At 55.3% G+C, this 20,300-nt stretch carries 13 protein-coding genes; 2 read left to right on the top strand and 11 right to left on the bottom strand.

What is annotated here, in order from left to right:
• Positions 1-80: 80 nt before the first annotated feature.
• From EGT74_RS18515 to EGT74_RS18475, 9 genes are all read right to left on the bottom strand, one after another.
• The gene (locus EGT74_RS18515; protein ID WP_158618219.1) at positions 81-491 is read right to left on the bottom strand and encodes an Rrf2 family transcriptional regulator; all 411 of its coding nucleotides are present in this window, start codon (positions 489-491) and stop codon (positions 81-83) included.
• A 546-nt stretch (positions 492-1,037) separates the two neighbouring features.
• Positions 1,038-3,272 carry a sodium-translocating pyrophosphatase gene (locus tag EGT74_RS18510; RefSeq protein WP_123848053.1) on the bottom strand — a complete coding sequence of 745 codons (2,235 nt, stop codon included), beginning with the start codon at positions 3,270-3,272 and terminating at the stop codon, positions 1,038-1,040.
• Positions 3,273-3,354: 82 nt separating this feature from the next.
• Entirely contained in the window at positions 3,355-4,869 is a 1,515-nt protein-coding gene (locus EGT74_RS18505; protein ID WP_123848052.1) for an NAD(P)H-hydrate dehydratase, read from the bottom strand.
• 83 nt (positions 4,870-4,952) lie between these two features.
• Complete coding sequence (locus EGT74_RS18500; RefSeq protein ID WP_123848051.1) at positions 4,953-5,486, bottom strand: hypothetical protein; 534 nt, start codon at positions 5,484-5,486, stop codon at positions 4,953-4,955.
• 31 nt (positions 5,487-5,517) lie between these two features.
• Positions 5,518-5,985, bottom strand: a complete 468-nt coding sequence (locus EGT74_RS18495; RefSeq protein ID WP_123848050.1) for a hypothetical protein — start codon at positions 5,983-5,985, stop codon at positions 5,518-5,520.
• 77 nt (positions 5,986-6,062) lie between these two features.
• Positions 6,063-7,259: a Na+/H+ antiporter NhaA gene (gene nhaA / locus EGT74_RS18490; RefSeq protein WP_123848049.1), complete on the bottom strand. Its 1,197-nt coding sequence runs from the start codon at positions 7,257-7,259 to the stop codon at positions 6,063-6,065.
• A 27-nt stretch (positions 7,260-7,286) separates the two neighbouring features.
• On the bottom strand, positions 7,287-9,158 hold the full coding sequence (locus tag EGT74_RS18485) for an OstA-like protein (protein WP_123848048.1): 1,872 nt from the start codon (positions 9,156-9,158) through the stop codon (positions 7,287-7,289).
• 2 nt (positions 9,159-9,160) lie between these two features.
• On the bottom strand, positions 9,161-10,153 hold the full coding sequence (locus EGT74_RS18480; RefSeq protein WP_123848047.1) for an MlaD family protein: 993 nt from the start codon (positions 10,151-10,153) through the stop codon (positions 9,161-9,163).
• Between the two features lie 139 nt (positions 10,154-10,292).
• Complete coding sequence (locus tag EGT74_RS18475) at positions 10,293-11,453, bottom strand: N-acetylmuramoyl-L-alanine amidase (RefSeq protein ID WP_158618218.1); 1,161 nt, start codon at positions 11,451-11,453, stop codon at positions 10,293-10,295.
• A gap of 268 nt (positions 11,454-11,721) precedes the next feature.
• On the opposite strand from EGT74_RS18475, the gene EGT74_RS18470 reads away from it, so the two are divergent.
• Together EGT74_RS18470 and EGT74_RS18465 are read left to right on the top strand one after the other, a co-directional pair.
• The gene (locus tag EGT74_RS18470; RefSeq protein WP_123848045.1) at positions 11,722-14,508 is read left to right on the top strand and encodes a putative LPS assembly protein LptD; all 2,787 of its coding nucleotides are present in this window, start codon (positions 11,722-11,724) and stop codon (positions 14,506-14,508) included.
• A 200-nt stretch (positions 14,509-14,708) separates the two neighbouring features.
• Positions 14,709-15,131, top strand: coding sequence for a phage holin family protein (locus EGT74_RS18465; RefSeq protein WP_123848044.1), 423 nt, complete (start codon positions 14,709-14,711; stop codon positions 15,129-15,131).
• Here EGT74_RS18465 and EGT74_RS18460 read toward each other — a convergent pair.
• Both EGT74_RS18460 and EGT74_RS18455 read right to left on the bottom strand, forming a co-directional pair.
• Positions 15,128-18,907 (bottom strand): glycosyltransferase, encoded by a 3,780-nt coding sequence (locus EGT74_RS18460; RefSeq protein ID WP_123848043.1) that lies wholly within the window; start codon positions 18,905-18,907, stop codon positions 15,128-15,130. The genes EGT74_RS18465 and EGT74_RS18460 overlap by 4 nt on opposite strands.
• Positions 18,904-20,190, bottom strand: coding sequence for a glycoside hydrolase family 2 TIM barrel-domain containing protein (locus tag EGT74_RS18455; RefSeq protein WP_158618217.1), 1,287 nt, complete (start codon positions 20,188-20,190; stop codon positions 18,904-18,906). The genes EGT74_RS18460 and EGT74_RS18455 overlap by 4 nt, the downstream gene beginning before the upstream one ends.
• Positions 20,191-20,300: the final 110 nt, after the last annotated feature.

Genomic DNA, 20,300 nt, shown 5'->3' with positions numbered 1-20,300 from the left:
CTGCCATGTAGCAGTTAAAATCCATCCGTTTCCGCTGCTTTATTTGTTATGAAAATTGTTACAGTTTAGTATAAAAAAAATCAGAAGTACTGCCGGACGAACTCTTCCAGGGTGACCGGCTTGAGCTTCAGCAGGATGGCGTCGTCGATTTCAGTGAACAATCCGTCCAGCGCTCCCTTGATCCGTGCGCCTACCGGGCATTTCGGGTTGGGCTCGTTGGGGGAGAAGCCGAATACGTGATCGTTTTTGACGAGGGCAAAGATGTCGGACATTTTGATTTGTGACGGCGGTTTGGCGAGGCGGTTCCCCCCGTTTTTACCTTCCTTGCTTTCCACCAGCCCGGCCTCGCGCAGGGCGCTCAGTTCCTTGCGCACCAGGGCCGCATTGCTGTTCAGCGAACTGGCAATGAACTCAGACGACAGCCATTGCTCCGGGAAGCCGACCAGCAAACTGAGAATATGTACGGAAGTGGCAAATTTACTGCGAATCAATTCTGTAATTTTTTTGATTACAGTACAAAGATAAGGAGGGGATACATTCCGGCCAAATTAATTTTAAACAGGCGTCTGCAGCGGATGAGGGCTGTAAAACAACCCTGTAAACCCCTTTTAGGACAGCGAGCCAAACGGGGCAACCAATAACAGGATTTTCTAACCAAAGGTGTAAGCCTATATCAGGACTAGCCCCAAGCCTTTCAAAAAAACGGATTTTTTTACCACGATAGGCGAACACTACCCCTTCGCTACCCTTCCGATACGGATACGTTACCCCTATAGGAGGTAACGTATAGGTGGCGTATAGATGGCGTATGGGTGGCGTATGGGTATCGATCCTCAAATGAAACCCTTTGTGGTGGCCTGATCAGCCCCTGATTTCGGGCCATTTTATGCCGTTTTCAGCATTATTGGTGTGTTGAAAGCATGGGAAGGCAGCCTGAGGGGACAACCGGGATAAGCGCTCAAACCGGCATACAGGCACAAAAAAAGCGGCCATTCCGGAAAGGAATGGCCGCTGTTATATCGGTAAAGCCGCTTAGCTTATTTCACGGCTACCGCCGCTTCAGCGGGAGCCGGGGCTACAGCCACCTGCTCGGTTTTGGGCGCCGGTTTGGCGTCGGCTGTTTTATCGTGATGGATTTCAGCCAGGGTTGGCGCAATTACCAGCGATACGATCGACATCAGTTTGATGAGGATGTTCATAGACGGGCCGGAGGTGTCTTTGAACGGATCGCCTACGGTGTCGCCGGTTACGGAAGCCTTGTGCGGCTCTGATTTTTTGTAATACATCTCGCCGTTGATCTCCACGCCTTTTTCGAACGATTTTTTGGCGTTGTCCCAGGCGCCGCCGGCGTTGTTCTGGAACATGCCCATCAGCACGCCGCTAACGGTAGCGCCGGCCAGGAAGCCGCCCAGTACCTCGGGGCCGAAAATAAAGCCCATCAGCAGGGGAGAGATGAGGGCGATGGCGCCGGGCAGCATCATTTTTTTGATGGAGGCCTCGGTAGAAATCGCCACGCATTTATCGTATTCGGGTTTGCCGGTACCTTCCATGATGCCGGGAATGGTCCTGAACTGGCGGCGTACTTCTTCCACCATGCTCATCGCTGCCTCGCCCACCGCGCGGATGGCCAGGGAAGAGAAGATGAAAGGTATCATCGCGCCGATGAACAGGCCGGCGAGTACGTCCGCATGATAGATATCGATACCGTCGATGCCGGCAACGCCTACGAACGCGGCAAACAGCGCGAGGGCGGTGAGGGCTGCGGAAGCGATGGCGAAACCTTTACCGGTTGCGGCGGTGGTGTTGCCCACCGCATCGAGGATGTCTGTTTTTTCACGCACTTCTTTGGGCAGTTCGCTCATTTCGGCGATACCGCCGGCATTGTCCGCAATCGGGCCGAAGGCGTCGATCGCCAGCTGCATGGCCGTGGTGGCCATCATACCGGCTGCTGCGATAGCTACACCGTACAGGCCGGCGCAGGCAAAAGAACCGTAGATGCCGGCTGCCAGCACGATGATGGGCAGCAGGGTGGATTCCATACCCACTGCCAGGCCGCCGATCACGTTGGTGGCATGGCCGGTGGACGACTGCCGGATGATTGACAGCACGGGGCGTTTGCCCATGGCGGTATAATATTCGGTAATGATGCTCATGAGGGTACCTACGCCCAGGCCCACGAAAATGGCGCCCATGACGCCGTTCTGGGTGATGGCTTTTACGCCTTCTTTCAGGCTGCCGTCTGCGGCATAGTCACGTTTCAGGTAAATCGCCTCGGTGGGTAGCACATAATACACGAGCGCGGCACTGGCGATGGCGGTGAGCACGATAGAGCCCCAGTTGCCCATATTCAGCGCTTTCTGCACGGTGTTGGTGTTCAGCCCTGCATTTTCACTGATGCGCACGAAAAAGGTGCTTAAAATCGAAAATACGATGCCGATGCCTGCGATCAGCATGGGCAGCAGCACTAACGAGAGCCCGCCGAAATTGTCGGCTGCCACGGTTTCACTGCCGAGCACCATGGTGGCCAGCACCGTGGCTACGTAAGAACCGAACAGGTCGGCGCCCATACCGGCCACGTCACCCACGTTGTCGCCCACGTTATCGGCGATGGTAGCGGGGTTACGCGGGTCGTCCTCGGGGATGCCTGCTTCCACTTTACCTACGAGGTCGGCACCTACGTCGGCTGCTTTGGTATAGATACCGCCGCCTACGCGTGCGAACAGCGCGATGCTCTCAGCACCCAGCGAAAAGCCCGTGAGCACTTCGATGGTTTTGATCATTTCGGCGGTATTGGCTTCGGCGCCGAAATAAGCCTTGAGGATGATAAAAAGCCCGCCGAGCCCCAGTACGGCCAATCCGGCCACACCCATGCCCATCACGGAACCGCCCGTGAAAGATACTTTCAGTGCGCGGGCAAGGCTGGTACGTGCGGCCTGTGCCGTGCGCACGTTGGCTTTGGTGGCGATGCGCATTCCGATGAAACCCGCCGTGGCGGAGAAAATGGCGCCGATGATGAATGCAACGGCGATCGTCCAGTCTGAACTGGGATGGGAGTAGCCCATGTAACCCAGCAGCAGGGCGGCTATAATTACGAAATAAGTGAGGATCTTGTACTCTGCCTTCAGAAAGGCCATAGCGCCTTCCGCAATATGTTTGGCAATTTCCGTCATCCTTTCATTACCGGAATCCTGGCGTGTTACCCAGGCGCTTTGGATGGCTGTAAATAACAGTGCTATCAGTCCGAACAGTGGAACAATGTAAACTATACTCATACTTTGAATTTGGCCTTTTGAAGTTAGAAGGTTGACGAAGATAATGTATTAGAATTTATTTTACTAGTGCTGCCATATTGAATTATTTCTGAATGTTTAGCCAGGCCTGGCCAAGGTAATAAACAATGTCTTCAGCCACCAGTGCCTCTTCCGAGATGTCGATGACCGCCTGGTCGCCCGCGAGGCCGTGCAGCCACGCACCGAGAAGGAGGGCGGCTTTGGGTGCGTACCCCTGGCTCAGCAGCCCGGTCAGGATGCCGGTGAGCACATCGCCGCTGCCACCGGTGGCCATACCGGGGTTGCCGGTGGGGTTGAAATACACCGCGCCGTCAGGACAAGCCATGGCGCTGTAGCGGCCTTTGAGCAGGATGTACAGCCGCAGTTCCACCGCTTTTGCGGACAGCAGCCGCAGCCGGTCGAACTGGTTGTCCGTAGCACCGAACAGTCGCTCGAATTCCCTGGGATGCGGCGTCAGGATGGAGTCTTCAGGGATTTTCGCCAGCAGGGCGGGGTAGGCGCTGATGATGTTCAGCGCGTCTGCATCCAGCACCATGGGTTTGTGGTACAGCTGCAGCAGCTTTTCCAGCGCCCCGGCCGTGGCGGTGTGGGTGCCGATGCCGGGCCCGATGCCGATGGCGGCGTATTCGGGCGCCTGGTGCAGCCGGAACGGCTCATGGAACTGGCTGCTGAATGTTATTTCTTCGTCCGTCACGCACATGGCTTCGGGCACGGTGGATTGCAGGATGTTATATCCGCACTGCGGCACATGCACGCTGACGAGCCCCGCGCCTGCACGTAAACAGGCTTTGGTGGCGAGAATGGCCGCACCCATTTTGCCATGGCTCCCGGCAATCACGAGCGCATGGCCATAGGTGCCTTTGTGCGCGAACGGGTCGCGGGGCTGGTAAATGGTGCGGATAATGTGCCCGTCCGTGAGGTGGTAAGGCGTTTGCACGGTTGCCGTATAATCTGGGTGCAGGCCGATGCGCAGCACTTCCACGCTGCCCGCGCGCGCGGCATTTTCAGGCAGCAGGAATGCCAGTTTGTAAAACTCGAAACTGAGCGTATAACGGGCATGCACACACGGGGCATGCAGGCTGCTTTGATCCGCCATCAGGCCGGAGGGCATATCGATCGATACGATGGTATGTTTGGTGCCGAGGTCGTTGAGCTTGTGGAGGATGCCGGCCGTCCAGCCTTCCACGGGCCGCGAGAGGCCGGTGCCGAAGATGGCGTCCACGATGATGCCTGCTTCAGGCAGATCGGGGAATTCGGGCAGGGCGTGAATATGGTATACATCGGGGAAACGTTCCTGGTTGGCCGCATTGTCGGCCGACGGTTTGCCGGAATGATGCACCATATAGGCATGCACGCTCAACCCGGCCTCGTGCAGCAGCCGGGCGATCACGAGCCCGTCGCCGCCGTTGTTGCCCATGCCGCAGAAAATATAATAGGGGAGCGCTTCGCCAAACGTATGCACCAGCCAGCCCGCGCATTCGGCAGCGGCTCTTTCCATGAGCTGCAGGCTGCTCACCGGTTCGTGTTCGATGGTGTAAGCGTCTGCTTCGCGGATTTGTTGGGCCGACAGTATTTTCATAGGAACTAAATATAAGATTTATTGCCAGCACAAAAAAGGGTGCGCCGGTATGGCGCACCCCAGTCTGAAAAAGCTTTCAGGGCTTATTTGAAGGTATACCTTACAGAGAAACCGCCGATCTGCTCACCGAGGAAATCGTTATAGCCGTTAAAATTGAAGTACGGCTTGAGGTCGGCGCTCAGGTTAAGCGGAATGTTTTTGAAGGTGTATTCCACACCGAAAATACCGTCGAGGCCGGCCACCACTTTATTGTCGTTGTACCGGCGATTGTCGTCCCAGTAACGGTCGTTCCAGAAACCCAGATGGGCGCCGCCGCCGGCATACATGTTCCATTCGGATCTGCCGAATACGTTCCAGTGGTATTCATACAAACCGGTGATGGTCACGTTGGACGCGTCGTCGCCGTTTTCAAAGTAATGGTGTACGATGCCTTCGATGGCGTGCGGCCCCTGCAGGAAATGCTTTACGGTGAAACCAGCCAGCCAGGGGTTCACCCTGAGGCCCAGCGCTGTTTTGTAATCGCCGGGGTTTCCACCGCCGCCGCCGCTTCTGCGTTGTGCATTTGCCTGGAAGGCCATCAAAGAAAGTACTCCGAAGAGCAACAGGATCCTTTTCATAATTGTCTTATTTAGAAAAAATTCGTTCGTGTTATTTCTTCCGCCCGAAAATATACCGGGCCGATACGCCGAAATCCGCCAGTTCGGAAGAGGTGGTGAAATGGATGGCGGGCTTCCAGTCGAGGCTCAGGTTGAGCGGTATCTTTTCAAATTCGTAATTCACACCGGCTATCGCATCCACGCCCGCAAGAAACTTGCTGCTGCCGTCTATCCGCCTGGTGCCGAGGTGGGCGCCTCCGCCCGCGTACCAGCCGAAGCCGGGAAACGTCAGCGCCGATAAATCCCAGTGATACTGGTATAATGCGGTCAGCGACGCTGTTCTGTTATATAATCCCACAATGCCCTCAACGGCATTGTGCTCGTTAAAAAAATACCTTCCGGTTACTCCAAGGGGCAGGCCTACTCTTACACCCGCTTCCAGCTGACCGGGTGCCTGTTGCGCACGCGCGGCGCCTGCACAGCAGATGGTCAGCATAGCGGCAATAATGCGTTGTTTCATGTAATACAAATATTTGCAATAACAATGCCAAAGGCATGGAGGGCGGCAGATCAGGGGAAAAGCCGGATCAGAAACGGTTACCCGCGTGTTTTATTTTGCGGGGCAGGCAGCGCCTTCAAAAAAATGAACCCGGCCAGTCCGGCTATCAGCGAAGCGGCGATAACCGACATGATCGACACGATCTGTGTTTCGGCCTCATCAAACGCGAGGGTGGCAATGAATATGCTCATGGTAAAACCGACGCCGGCGATCATGCCCACACCCCAAAGCTGTTTCCAGCTGGCGCCGGAGGGCAGCGAGGCGAGTTTCAGTTTAACGGCGATGAAACACAAAGCGAAAATCCCCAGCGGCTTGCCGAGCACCAGCCCGCTGATGATGCCGAAACTGACGCTGTGCGAAAACGCCTGCAGTATGTCGGCGGGGAAGTGGATGGCGGTATTGGCCAGGGCGAACAAAGGCATGATGAAGAAATTCACCGGGTCGTGAAGCTGGTGCTCCAGCGCATTGATCTTGTTCAGCGGTATGCAGAAGGCCAGCAGCACACCGGCAATGGTGGCATGGATGCCGGAGTTGAAGATGCAGTACCAGAGAATGATGCCGGGAATGAAATAAAACAGGAGGTTTCTGACCTTCAGTGTATTCAGTATCACCAGCACCACAAGGATGCCCGCACCGGTGTACAGGTAGGCCATGTGCAGTTCGTCGGTATAAAAAATGGCAATGGCCAGGATGGCGCCGAGGTCGTCGATGATGGCGAGCGCGGTGAGGAATATTTTCAGGGGCAGCGGCACGCGGTTACCGAGCAGCGACAGGATGCCCAGTGAAAAAGCGATGTCGGTGGCCATGGGAATGCCCCAGCCATGCCCGAAAGGCGTACCGGCGTTAAAGATGGAATAGATCAGGGCAGGGGCCAGCATGCCGCCCACGGCGCCCAATACGGGCAGCAGCGATTTACGGAACGATTTGAGCTCGCCGGTGGTCAGTTCCCGCTTGATCTCCATGCCTACCAGGAAAAAGAAAAGCACCATCAGCCCGTCGTTGATCCACAGCAGCCACGAATTGGGCAGGTGCAGGCCGTTGAAATCGTAATGATGCCCGCCCGCCGGGTCGAAGAGGGTGTTGAAAAAGCCGGTATACGCCGTCTCCCAGGGAGAATTGGCGATGATAAGGGAAAGAACGGTGCACACGATCAGGATAATGCCGACAGCCCGGCTGTCACTCAGAAATTGATAGATAGGTGAAAGCAGTTTGTTGATCGTTCTCCCGAATACCATGATGCATCATAGGGTTTGGTGAAAAAATTATTGTCCCAGCAGTTCGTACTTGGACTTTGGTTTGCGGCGTATCTCCCAGCGGAAGCCCTGCAGCAGCTTCTGGTCTTCCGGCATCTGGGTGAAGGGATACATCGTGGCCTCGGGCTCTTTGATGAACACTACACGCTCCAGCTCCCCGTTCTGGAAATACACACGGGTGGCTGCCGACTGCAGCCGGTTGATGGATATGAACGCACTGTCGTCGTCCTGCACGTAATAAATATTTTCTGCGTTCCCGTTCACGTACATCGAATCGAGTTTCTCATTGCCGAAGTAACCGAAGATGGTGTTGCCTTTGATCTGGTTGTACATCTGTGGCCCGGCTTCGTTCACGATGAGGGCGTTCTGGTCGAGCAGCAGCCGGTCCGCCTTCTGGTTTTTGGTGAACAGGAAGATGGTATCGCCCAGCAGCTGGTTGCCGTTGGCCCACAACACGGGCTCGCGGAAGAGGCGGAAAATGGAATCTACGCCGGAATAATACACACTGTCTGCCACGCCCTGTAAAGAATCGGAATAGATTTTCACGTGGTGATAGGCGATGAGGTATCTTTTTTCGGTAGTGTCCCTTTCAGCCGCGGGAGCGGCGGGAGGCGCTTTCAGCTCGGGTGTCCGGGCCACGAGGCTGGTGTCTGGCGGTTTTACTGCCTTCAGCAGCGCCGCGGTATCGGGCACAACGGCTGCCGCGCTTCTCACTGCGGCGAGGCCGGTGGTATCGGGCTGCGTTTTGGCCGCGATGATATTGCTGGTATCTTTTTCGTCGGTAGAATAGTCGAGCAGTTGTTTGAACGCTGCCTGACCGGTAGTGTCGGCGGGAGAGGGTTTGCCCGCGGCCGCGATGGCCGGTTTCTTCGCGGTACCCGGTTTGGCCGCCACGGTATCGGGCTGTTTTTTGACGATGCCGGAAAACAGGGTGTCTGCCGCCACGAACAGGGTATCCGTTTTGCCTTCGAGCATCATCACCGGTTTCTGGGTGGCCAGTACGGTTTTGAGGTTTTGGTTCACGATGCCGTAGTTGGCCAGTACGGCCACTTTCTGCGCCGTATCGCGCCAGATCATGTTGCCCGTGGCAACGGAAATGCCGGTGGCTTTATCGGTCTGGATTTCGTTGGCGGTGAAGGTGTTGGTGCTGTCTTCGATCACCGGCCGCTGCCCGAAGCTGCCGTACCCGTTGTCTGTATTGTAAAAACCGGAGCTCACGTACATGGTCGCCTTGCCATCGTTGATGGTGGTAGGGGCCATGATGGTGGCTATTTTGGTGGTGGAGTTGTACAGCAGTGTATCGGTGCTGAGCGTGAAACCGGGATCCACGATCACCACATCCTTCTTGAAATAAACGTCTTTGGTTTCGGCGTAATAGAATCCTTCTTTACTGGTAAGCACGGATTCGCCGTTGACCAGTTTGCCGCCTTTGTCGTACGTACCGATCTTGGTATTCATGTCGTAGTTCAGCTGCGGGCTGGTAAGCACGATCTTGTTATCGGTAAGTTTGGCGTTGCCGGTAAGGGTGGCGATGCGGGTATCGCCCATGTAAAGCAGTTCGTCGGAATAAGTATGAATGCTGTCGTCCTGGTTGATGTGCACATGCCCCCAGGCTTCGATGATATTCTTTTTCTGGTTCAGCACGGCGCTGTCGCAATACAGCAGGCTGGTGCCCTGCCGGAAGATCACGTCGCCGCGGAAGCGCCGTTCCGCTACGGTGTCTTTGGTGATGTTGATGAGCGACTTCGCCTGCACCAGCTGGATTCTTTTGCTGGTGTCTTGCTGCGGCGTTTGTGCAGGTAATGTAACGGCGTGCCGGCTATTGGCGGCCAAAAGCCCGGTTGCGCCCAATCCTGCCAGCAGAATAAATACTCTTAGCATGTCTATTGTAATTGTGCCGTATCTGAAGGGATGGGCACCACTTTATTTTTTCTTCCGAATACGCTCAGGTGCACATATCTCCAGGGATTATACCGGAGGTCTTCCAGCAGTTTGTTGAGGCTGCCGAGTGAAGTCTGAAGGTTGTTGTACACTTTTCTGTCGTTCATCAGCAAGCCCAGCGAACCGTCTGTGCTGTTCACCTTCGCCACCACGCTGTTCAGCTGCGACACGGTGCTGCGCAACTGGGAGAGGGCGGTATCGAGCTCGCCGTTTGCCAGCGTGCCGGAGGCTTTGTCGAAATTGCCGAGTATGTTGGAGATCTTTTCGTTATTGTTTTTCAGGTTGGCAGACACGGCTTCGAAATTGCTGAAGGTGCCGCCGATTTTCCCGTTTTCGGCCAGCATGCCGTTGATGGAATGGGTGGCCCTGGAAAGGTTCTGCATGGTGCCGTTGAGGCCGGCCACCGCCGTACGGATGTTGTTTTTGGTCGTCGTGTCGAATACGGAGTTAACGGTGATGAGCAGGGTATCCACCGCGCCCAGGGTCACTTCCAGTTTTTTCACCAGCGGGCTGAGCTGCTCTTTCAGCGCATCGGTGATGGAACCGTCTACCGCCGCGTAAATGGTGTCTTTATTCTTCAGTACTTCGGTGGTATTGCCGAAATCGATCTCCACCTTGCGGGTGCCCAGCAGGTCGGAGCTGATGCGGGCCACGGAGTTCTTCGGTATCTCGATGTCTTTATTGATCTGCAGGGTCACCAGGATGCGGCCGGCCTGCTTGTCCATCACTTCGAGGCTCAACACGTTGCCCACGGTCAGCCCGTTCACCATCACGGCGTTGGATGGCGCCAGGCCGTTCACCTGGCCGTATATGGCGTAGATTGTTTTTTTACTGGAAAAGAGGCTCCGGCCTTTGAGGATGTTAAACCCAAGGACCAGCAAGACGATGGCGACTGCGGATAGAATGCCTACTTTCGATTCGTTAGATATTTTCATCTGAGTTATTTGTCTTTTCGATGGACAAACGGATATCCATTTCGTTCACCGGGTTCAGGGTGTTCGTGCAAAAATAGTTAAAAACAACGGTGCGCAGTCGTAGGAAAACATAAATCATGCAAAAGGCGGGCCGGAACGGTCAGTCTACCCGCTCGCCGTCGCGGTAGGTGACCACGAAGGCGTCTTTGAAGCCTTGCTGGCGGGCTTTGTTCAGGGCTGAATGGGCTTCCGCTTCGGTGCGGAAGTTACCGAGTATGTATTTATGGACGGTTTTACGGCCCTGTTTGGCGTCTTCCCGTTCAATGGTGCCGTTGAGCTTTTTGAACATGGTAGAACCGCGGGCATACACCTTTTCGGAGGTCATGAGCTGTATTTTGTAGTGGGTGTTGGCAGCCGGAGGAGCGGCCGGCTGTTCGGTCCGGAGGCTAACGGCCGCGGGTATATTTTGGGCGGGCTGGGGGGCAGGGGCCTGGGGCGCCGCTGCGGGCCCCTGGCTTTTGCGGACGGCCTCGGCGGCGTTATAGACCTTTTCCAGCTGCTCCTTATATCTTTTCACGGCGCGGTAAATGCAGCTGGCCATTTCTTCCTGCCCGTCCTTGGAGTTCAGGTAGTCCTCTTCTTCCGGGTTGCTGATGAAACCCAGTTCCACCAGCACGCTGGGCATGGCGGTGGCATGCAGTACCAGGATGCCTTTTTCGTTCCGCTGGCGCGCGCCGCGGCTGATGCGGCCCACTTTGGTGAATTCGTCTTCCACGAGGCCGGACAGGCGGAGGCTCTGATCGAAATACACGTTTTTAAGGGTGTTGAGCATGATGAGCGTTTCCGGGTCGTCCGCGTTCATCAGCTGCTGCGTTTCCTCGGAATTGGCGTCGAACACGATCACGGAGTTGTTGCGCAGCGCTTCGGCCTTGGCGTTATTCTTACTGGTGGCCCATACATACGTTTCCGTGCCTTTGGCGGGGTTGGCGATCTTTTCGTAGATGGGGACCTTCTTGGTCCGTTTCTTTTTTCTCTTGTCGCGGTAAGTCACCGTTTTATGCCCAACCACGCGGGAAAGGGGGGCGGCGGCGTTACAGTGGATGGAAATGAACAGGTCGCCCTGGGCTTCGTTGGCGATGGCGGCCTTGCGCTTCACCTCATCAAAACGGTCTGTTTTTCGCGTATAGACCACCTTCACATCGGGCATGGACTCTTCCAGCACCTTGCCCAGCTTCAGCGCCACATCCAGCGCAATGTCCTTTTCATAGGAATATCTGCCCTTCGCTCCTGCATCACTTCCGCCGTGGCCGGCATCAATCACGATCGTACGTATAGGTTTGTCCTGTACAGGGAAATCCGGTGTAGTTTTTGCATGAACGAACAAAGTATAGAGTAATCCTATACCCAGTCCAGAAAGTAAAACTCTTTTCCAGCGCATGTCAACGTTTTATTTTAAATGGGTTGTATCTAATCCGCAAAGGTCGGTATCGCCGGACTACACTGGATTTATACTACTTTTCCTGCCTCAAGCATTAGCTTTCGATGTAATAAATTGTATAAAATCATGTAGGTTTGTGCCCGCTTAACACATGGACCCTCACTGCAAAAATAATTATAAAAACTTTTTAAGGCGGCTGTTCCTGCCTTTGATTCTTCTTTTATTATCGGCAGCCGCCCTTTTAAAAGACGAAATAGCGCATGCGTCAGTACTTCCGGGCTTTTACTTTAACAAAATTTTCACAGATACCGTACCCAAAACCGTACCGGCCCCTGCCGCGAAGGATACGCTTCCCCGCCGCACCCGGCCCGGCAACGATAGTATCCCCGTGAGGGCGGCAGACACCGCGGCGCTGGCCGACAGCCTTGCCAGCCGAGCCGATAGCCTGGTGACCGACACCACCATCCGGCCGGTGAGGATCTCGAAAGACAGCCTGACCGCCCCGGTATATTACAAGGCGCAGGACTCCATCGTGATGTTCGTCAAAAAGAAAGAATTCCATTTATATACGAAGGCCGATGTGAAATACGAGCAAACGCAGCTGACGGGCCATACCATGGATTTCAACCAGGCTTCCGGCGTTCTCACTTCCCGGATGGGGCTTGATTCCGCCGGCAAGGTAATTGAAAAGGCCGCGCTGAACGATGGTACCACCAGTTCCGAAATGGACTCCGTGCAGTACAATTTTAACTCGGCCAAGGCCATGATTTACCAGACCCGTGCCCAGTACGGGGAAGGCTATGTGAGCAGCCGCAAGGTGAAAAAACAGCCGGACAACACCGTGTTCGGCTTCCGCAACGGGTACACCACCTGTAATCTGGATACGCCGCACTTTGCGTTCCGGGCGCGCAAAATCAAGGTAATCCCCGATAAACTGATCGTCTCCGGCCCGGCCAACCTCGAAATCGAAGGTATTCCCACGCCGCTGTTCATACCCTTCGCCATTTTCCCGATCAGCCACGGCCAGCGTACCGGCCTTTTGCCGCCGCAGTACGTGGTGAACCAGCAAAAAGGCATCGGCCTCGAAAACGGCGGTTATTATTTCGGGCTGGGGGAGTACCTCGACCTTACGGTGCGTGGCGAAGTATATTCTTACGGCAGCTGGGGGCTCACCTTCAGCCCCACCTACCGGAAACGGTATAAATACAACGGCGGCTTCAACCTGGCGTTTTCCAGCAGCAAGTTCGGCGGCGACCCGCAGATCAAGGAAGAGTTCAGCACCTCCAAAGACTTCCGGGTATCCTGGAGCCACAGCATGGACGGCAAGGCGAGGCCCGGTACCAACTTCAGCGCCAGCGTAAACTTCGGTACCACTTCCTACAACCAGTTTAACGTAACGGACGCGGCCACGAGGCTGAACAATAACATGAGCTCCTCCATCAACTACTCGAAAAGCTGGGTGGGCAAACCGTACAACCTGACGCTGGCGGCGGGGCATAACCAGAACAACCAGACCCGGAAAATGAATATCAATTTCCCGGACGCGTCGTTCAACGTGAACACGTTGTATCCTTTCCAGAAAAAAGAAATGGTGGGTACCCCCAGGTGGTTCGAGAAGATCGGCATCAGCTACAACGGCCTGTTGCGGAACAACGTGAGTTTCGTGGACTCTACTTTCGGCAAACCTGCGATGTTCGACAATATGCAGGCCGGCGTGCAGCACCAGATACCCATCACCCTGTCCATTCCCGTGGCGCGGAATCTCACCCTTTCCCCGAGCATCAACTATACGGAAAAGTGGTACATCCGTCAGCAGGTGCTGAGCTGGGATAATAAAAACCGCAATTACGACACTTCCTATAACAACGGCTTCTACCGCAGCAGCGCCATGAGCGCCGGTGCGTCGCTGGCCACCGCCGTGTACGGCATGTACACTTTCAAAAACAAAAACGCGAAGGTGCAGGCCATCCGCCACGTGATGCGGCCTAACATCGGGATGAGCTTTTCGCCCGACCTGGCCAGCAAGGACTATTACATGGTGCAGAACGATACCCTGGGCCACATGACCCGCTTTTCGTACTACGACGGCGCGCCTTTCGGGCCATCACCTTCGCAGACCTTCGCCGGCCTTACGTTCGGGATCGACAATAATCTGGAAATGAAGGTGAAGTCGGACAAGGATACCTCCGGCATGAAAAAGATCAAACTGCTCGACGGTTTCGGCATCACCAGCAGTTACAACCTGGTGGCGGATTCTTTCAGGCTCGCGCCTTTTGCGCTGAACGCGCGCACCAACCTGTTCGACAAGGTGAACATTTCTTTCGGCGCCACGCTCGACCCATACCAGGTAGACAAATACGGATACCGCATCGACAAGTATGTATGGCAGGGCCAGAAGTTCAGCATCGGCCGTTTGACCAACGCCAATATCGCCATGAGCACATCGTTCCAGAGCCAGGATAAAAAAAGCAAGGAAAAGGAGCAGCAGAAAGAAGAACTGGCAGAGGAGGAGCAGTCGCCCGACGCGATGCTCCTGGAGCAGCAGCGGCAGGCGCAGATGATGCGCGCCAACCCCGGCGACTACGTGGATTTCGATATTCCGTGGCGCCTTGACTTGTCGTACAGCCTGAACTATACCCGCGGCCGCTCGCAGGACCGCTTGCGCGATACCACCATCTTTAACCAGTACCTGGGCTTCAGCGGCGATTTCAGCCTTACGCCCAAATGGAAGATCATCATGAGCAGCGGTTTCGATTTCGTCAATAAACAGATCGCCTATACGAACCTTACGATTTCGCGCGACCTGCACTGCTGGCAGTTGAGCATCAACCTGGTGCCTTTCGGTACCTACCGCCAGTTCAGCATCACCATCAATCCCAAGGCCGGCATCCTGCGCGACCTCCGGATAAACCGAACGCGGCAGTTCCAGGACTTTTAGCGGGCGGAATACACCGCCCCATGGCAATAAGAAAAGCAGACCTTCCAACGGGCCTGCTTTTTATGTAATGTGCCCGCGCAGCCTATCTGCGCGAAACGGAATCTTTATCCACAGTGTATATTTTTTTCAGTACGCAGATTGGGCGGGGTAGTGGCCTGCTACTTTTGAATTGCAATTGTGTCACTGAAAAATTGATTGTTATGAAAACTTTATTTGCAGCAGACTGGAGCGCTTTTTCCATCAGTTTTTATCCCAGCTACAACTTACTCGCCTGGGTATTCATAGCCATGGTGCTCGACCTGGTCACCGGCATCATCAAAGCCGTCATCCACCGCAATGCCCGCACCTCGTCGGGCTACCGGAAAACGGCGCGGAAGCTCACGCAATACATCGGCAGCATCATGGTCAGCGTGATCCTGATGAATACTTTCCAGCAGGAGCACCCGGTGGTGCAGTATGTGAACGACGGGTTGCTGATCCTGCTGATTTACATCGAGACCACTTCCATTTTCGGGAATCTGTACGCCATCGATAACACCAGCATGTTTGCACGGTACTTCATTGCGCCGGTATTACGGCTGCTGACGCTTTATATGCGCAAGCTTCACCGGGAACAGCCCTAAAGCACAACCAGCAGGGTATTGAGCGTGCTTCTGGCGGTACGGACATTGTTGTTCTTTACTGCCAGCAGGTACAGCCGGTAGTACTCCGGTTCGTCGGGGACGGTGAGGGTAACGGACGGGCCTTCGCCGAGTTTTGACAGGAAAATACCATTGCCGTATTTGTCCGTTTTCAGCAGGTGCCATTCGTAGCGGAGCCCGGTTTTTTCTTTGGCAGCGAGTTTCCATTCGCCGTTCACCGAAATGAGGGCATGGTAATCCAGCGTGATGCCGGGATTAAGGGTCAGCGCGGGTTTCAGGATGCTGACCTCGGGAAGGGGAGGTTGCGCGAGCGGTATGCCCCAGTAAGCTCCCAGCTGGTAAAACGGTGGTTTGAAGTGCCCCCAGTGATCGGTGAGGCCGTTGAAGGTGATAAAATCCCTCGTTTCAAGATCCTGCCAGGTCGTGAGGAATGCAGTTCGTGGTTTGGGCGGCAGTTTCACGAATGTCCGCACCGGCGCCTCGCTGATGAAAGCGGGCACACCGATGGAATCGATCTGCTGCAGCCGGGAGGTACTGTCGGTCTGTACCACGCCGAAGGCATCCACCAGCGGCAGCTGTTGCCGGAAATAACGGAGGGTGCCGTCCATATCGTCGGTGAGGTTGACGTCGACCGTCAATGGCCGCGAAGGATCGGCGGCCTTGATGCGGCGGGTGAGTTGTTGCAGCCAGTCCATAAAAGGTTTCTGCTGGTACAGCAGCGCAGGTTTGTAATACTGTCCGGCAAGCTGCTGCCAGCCGTTGTTGGCGATGTTCCAGGCTTTGATCTGCGGCTTGTGCTTGAGGTCGCGAATGGTTCGCAGGATGGTTCTCTCTACCCGCGCCAGCTGACGGGCGTCTTTTCCCATATCCGTAATGTCCGGCAGCCAGAAGCCGTAGTGGATGCCCATCTCTTTATCCGCCGCTTCCGCCAGCAGGTTGCGGTCGTACACGCCAGGCCCGAAACGTTTGATGGTGTTGATGCCGAGGATTTTCATGTTGTGAAAATCGCTGGCAATTTCGTGGCGGGTAAGGGAATGCAGGTTCCTGAACCAGGTGTCGCCTTTGCGATAGTTGATGCCGCGGATGCCTTCCGGCAATGGAAGGTAAGCGGCGGGCACGTCGCGGGTAAGGGTGTCGTGCAGCAACCCGGCATGTTGCGGTTTCGCATCGGCGAGGCGGGCATAACTTTTTTGCGCGGCAAATACCAGCCGGGGTTCCTGCAGGCGCCAGTTCAGCACGCCGCCCGGCAATGGCCGCAGCGTGTTTTTATCCTTGTCGCTGTTGAACAATATACAGGCATGGATTTCTTTGAAATTGCCGCTGATGTCGCGGAATGCGTTGCCGAGCCATGTTTGCTGGTTATCTGCGGTGGGCAGGGAGCCCATTTCCGCCACCATCACCGGCAGGCCGGACCGGAACACCGGCAGGCGGTGGAAGGGGTTATACAGCTGGCTGAAAGAGCGGCTGCGGCCGTCGGCGAACTGCGGGCCGTAGTTCAGGCAGGTTACGCCAATCCAGTCCACATAAGCATGGCCGGGAAAGTATTCCTCCGCCGTTTCCGCGCTCCAGGGGTTCCACACCCAGATGGCATTATGCACGTTGCGGCGGATGAAGAACGTATGCACGTATTTCCAGGCTGCTTTGTACATGCCGGCCGTATTGCCGCCCGTTGCGGACCATGGATAGGAGGGGTTCTCCGGTTCATGCGCGAACCGCAGGAACACCGGCCGGTCGAGTGCTTTGATCTGCGCTGCAAACGTTTCAAGGTAGGCATCGAAGGTGCCAGTAGCGATGCGCGCCATCACCTGCTGTTCGTTCAGCGCCGCCGAATCCCGGAACAATGCCGTCCAGGGTTCCCAGGTAATCATCGGCAGGGAACCGTTGCGGTAAACATCCTCCATGAGCGCGGCCGGCGGAAAACACTGCGGCGCATCGCCCCAGGGAATGTACAGCGAGATGATATTAAAACCGGTGTTGTATCGCTCCTGCAGCTGTTTAACCTCCGTCACGGAGCTGAGGCCGTTGACATTTCCGGGGTGGTAGATGCCGGTGTAAAAAGTCGTTTCCCCGGGTGTTTTACGGTTGTCGAGGACAACTGCCGGGGCCGCGTCGCGCGTCAGCGTATAGAAGGTAAAACATACGGCCGTGAACAAAATAGGCAGCGCCAGTTTCCGGAACACCACATATAACTGCAGATGCCGGAACTGCCAGAATTTCTTTTTGACCAGCAGGGGATATACAAGCGCCGTCCGCACCCAGTTATACCGGTTGTGCAGGCGGTTGAGGCGAAGGCTGGCAATGATGTTGAACACCATGATGAGGCAGTTGATGCCTGCAATGCCGGCCATCACCAGGGCGTATGGGTTCCAGTCGTACGTGAGCCCGTACACGATCGCACCGGCCGATGCCAGCAGGATGACGAAGTTGGGAATGTTGAGTCGCCAGTTATCGGGGCCGGAATCGTCTTTCGGGGTGGGGATGTAGGGCACTTTTTTGCGGATGACGGTGTACACCAGCCCCAGGATATGTATCCACCAGGTACCGATAAGCAATAGCCCGCCCACAATATGGAACCCTCTTTCCGTTTCCTCCATCACCCATCGCTGTACGTAGTGGCGGATGAGGATCACGGCGGCAATCACCGGCAGGCCCAGCAGGGCAAAATCGACCATGTCCACGGTGAAAGGGATGAGCCCGGTAACCAGCGCCAGTATGGGAATAAGGAAGTTGATGAAAAAAATGACCCCGGAAAAATAATGCAGGGGGATAGCGCAGTAGTGCAACCGCTGTGCCCAGGTGAATTGTTTGAACAGTTTCGGATAGCTGGTCACGAGCAGCTCGAACGTACCGCGCGCCCATTTGAGCTGCTGGCTGTAATAGGCCGACATGGTGGATGGCACCAGCCCGCGTGTGAGCACGGCCGGCACGTAAACGGATTTCCAGTTTTTCGCGTGCAGCTGCATGGCCGTATGCATGTCTTCTGCCAGCCCTGCCGCATGCCCGCCGATGGAATCCAGCGCGGCCCTCCGGAAGGTACAGTTGGCGCCGATGGCCAGCACCGTGCCGTAACTATTCATGCAAGCCATAATGGGCCCGTAAAACTGGAACGTTTGCTGTGCGGCGCCTTTGGCCACCAGGCTGTCGCCCATATTATGATAGGCCTGTACGATCTGTACGAAACCTACTTCGGGATTGTTGAAATAATCCACTACATGATCGAGGAACTCAGGCGAAGGCACATGGTCCGGGTCGAGTATCACACAAAGTTCTCCCGTGGCGTATTGCAGGGCGTTGTTGATGTTGCCGGCCTTGGCGTCTTTCCGGTTGTTGCGTGTAACATGTTTTACACCGAGTTTTTGACAGAGTTCGATCAGGTAGGGATCATTGGCCTCGTCGCAGAGATAGGTGGTATGCGGGTAATGAATGGCCTGTATGGCGGTGAGGGTTTCCTCGATCATGGCATAAGGCTCACCGGGGCAGAAAGTGGTGAAGATATCGACGGTATAAGGCTGCAGGCGGGCCGGGCGTGGCGGGATGCGGATCGCGAAATAGTGATACCATTCGTGCAGCACGCGAAGGGCGTTAAAGGTAATGCCGGCCATGAGTATCCAGTAGAAGGGCGCATAGCCGACCTGGGATTGCCGGAACAGGCAATACAACAGGTAGCACATGCTGAATGTGCCAAACAAAATCATCAACCGTAAAGTAAACAGTTCGCTCCTCGTGGGGGGCGTAACCGGGTACAGCGTTTTGCTCATGGGCCTACTACGTAAAATGGTGTGTTTGCGGCTGCAAACCGCCCTTTATCATCGAATACCGTTGCAAAGATACGGTAGGGGCCGGTTTTTGCGGGCGCCCTGAACGTGACTTTGTATCCCTCGCAGGATAGCAGCAGGCTATCGAATGATGCGGGTTTTTTCAGGTTTGGTTCATACCAGTTTTTCATATACCAGTCTTCTTTCAATAATTCCCATTTGATACGGATACTGTCTCCCGGCAACGCGTCGAATACCATTTCCGCCGTATGGACGGTTGCGGGATTAAGCAGGATATTGTCCCAAGCCCCTTTCCCATCGACCCGTACTTCCTTCAGCGCTGGAGCATTATGTTCCGGCCAGCGGTTGGTCCACAGAAACTGCATCACGTTTACGGCCTGGGAGGAGGCGCCGTTGTCGCTGAAAAGGCTGAACCACGTATGGGTGGTTTCCTGTTTCTGGCCCCAGAAAAACACACAGGCGCCCAGGAACCGCGGATTGTTCACAGGCATGTATTTGTACAGTTGAAGATATTGCTCGGCTTTTCTACCGCTGCTTCTTTCGATGGGAGCGCCCCAGGCGGTGGTGCCATCTGATTCCCAGGGGCCGTTGATGCCCCATTCCGTGATCAGGAACGGGCCGCTCCAGGCCCACGACAGTTTGCTCAGGTGGCGGTCCATGTAGCGCAGGCTGCCGAAAATGTTGACGGAAATCAAATCGAGACCGTCTACTTTCCAGCGGATATTGTAGATCATCCTGTGGTTCATGTTGATAACGGCCGTTGTAACGGGATGATCCGGATCGTCTGCATGAATCATGTTCAGCAGCCGGTTATACGCTTTGTAGAACGGCTTGAATTTCGGCCGGTAGGGAAAGTCGACCTCATTGCCCAGGCACCACATCAGTAAAGCCGGGTGCGACTTGTACCGGTTTACGACGGCGCGGAAGGCGGAATATTGTGCGGCCGTTTTAGCCGTGTCCTGATAAAAAGAAAGGATGCTGCTCACCGGCATGGGTAAGCCGGCGATCACGGCCAGCTGGTGGGCATGCGCTTCATCCAGGATGCGGCCCAGCTGAGCGGTGTCCCACACCCGGACGGTATTGCCGCCGGCCTCGCGCAACTGCCGCATGTGCGTGAAACCGGCAGCGCCTTTCACTATAAACGGGGTATCGTTACGGTAGAGGACATATTTTTTCCCTTCCTTGCTGATCCGCACAGCAGGTTTGTGCGCCGGCACAGGGGATTGCGTACAGCCTGCCGCCAGTAAAAAGGCAAGCATCGCCATAAGGCCGCAGATATATTTGTATTGCCCTAAGTAGGTGTTGGTATACATAGATACGTACTGTGGCTGCTGTGCTTCGATGGTTCCAGGGTTTCTCGGTTGCTAAATATAAT

It is taken from the genome of Chitinophaga lutea (genome assembly GCF_003813775.1).
Lineage (GTDB): Bacteria > Bacteroidota > Bacteroidia > Chitinophagales > Chitinophagaceae > Chitinophaga > Chitinophaga lutea.
This window is presented reverse-complemented; position numbering and strand designations above follow the sequence as displayed.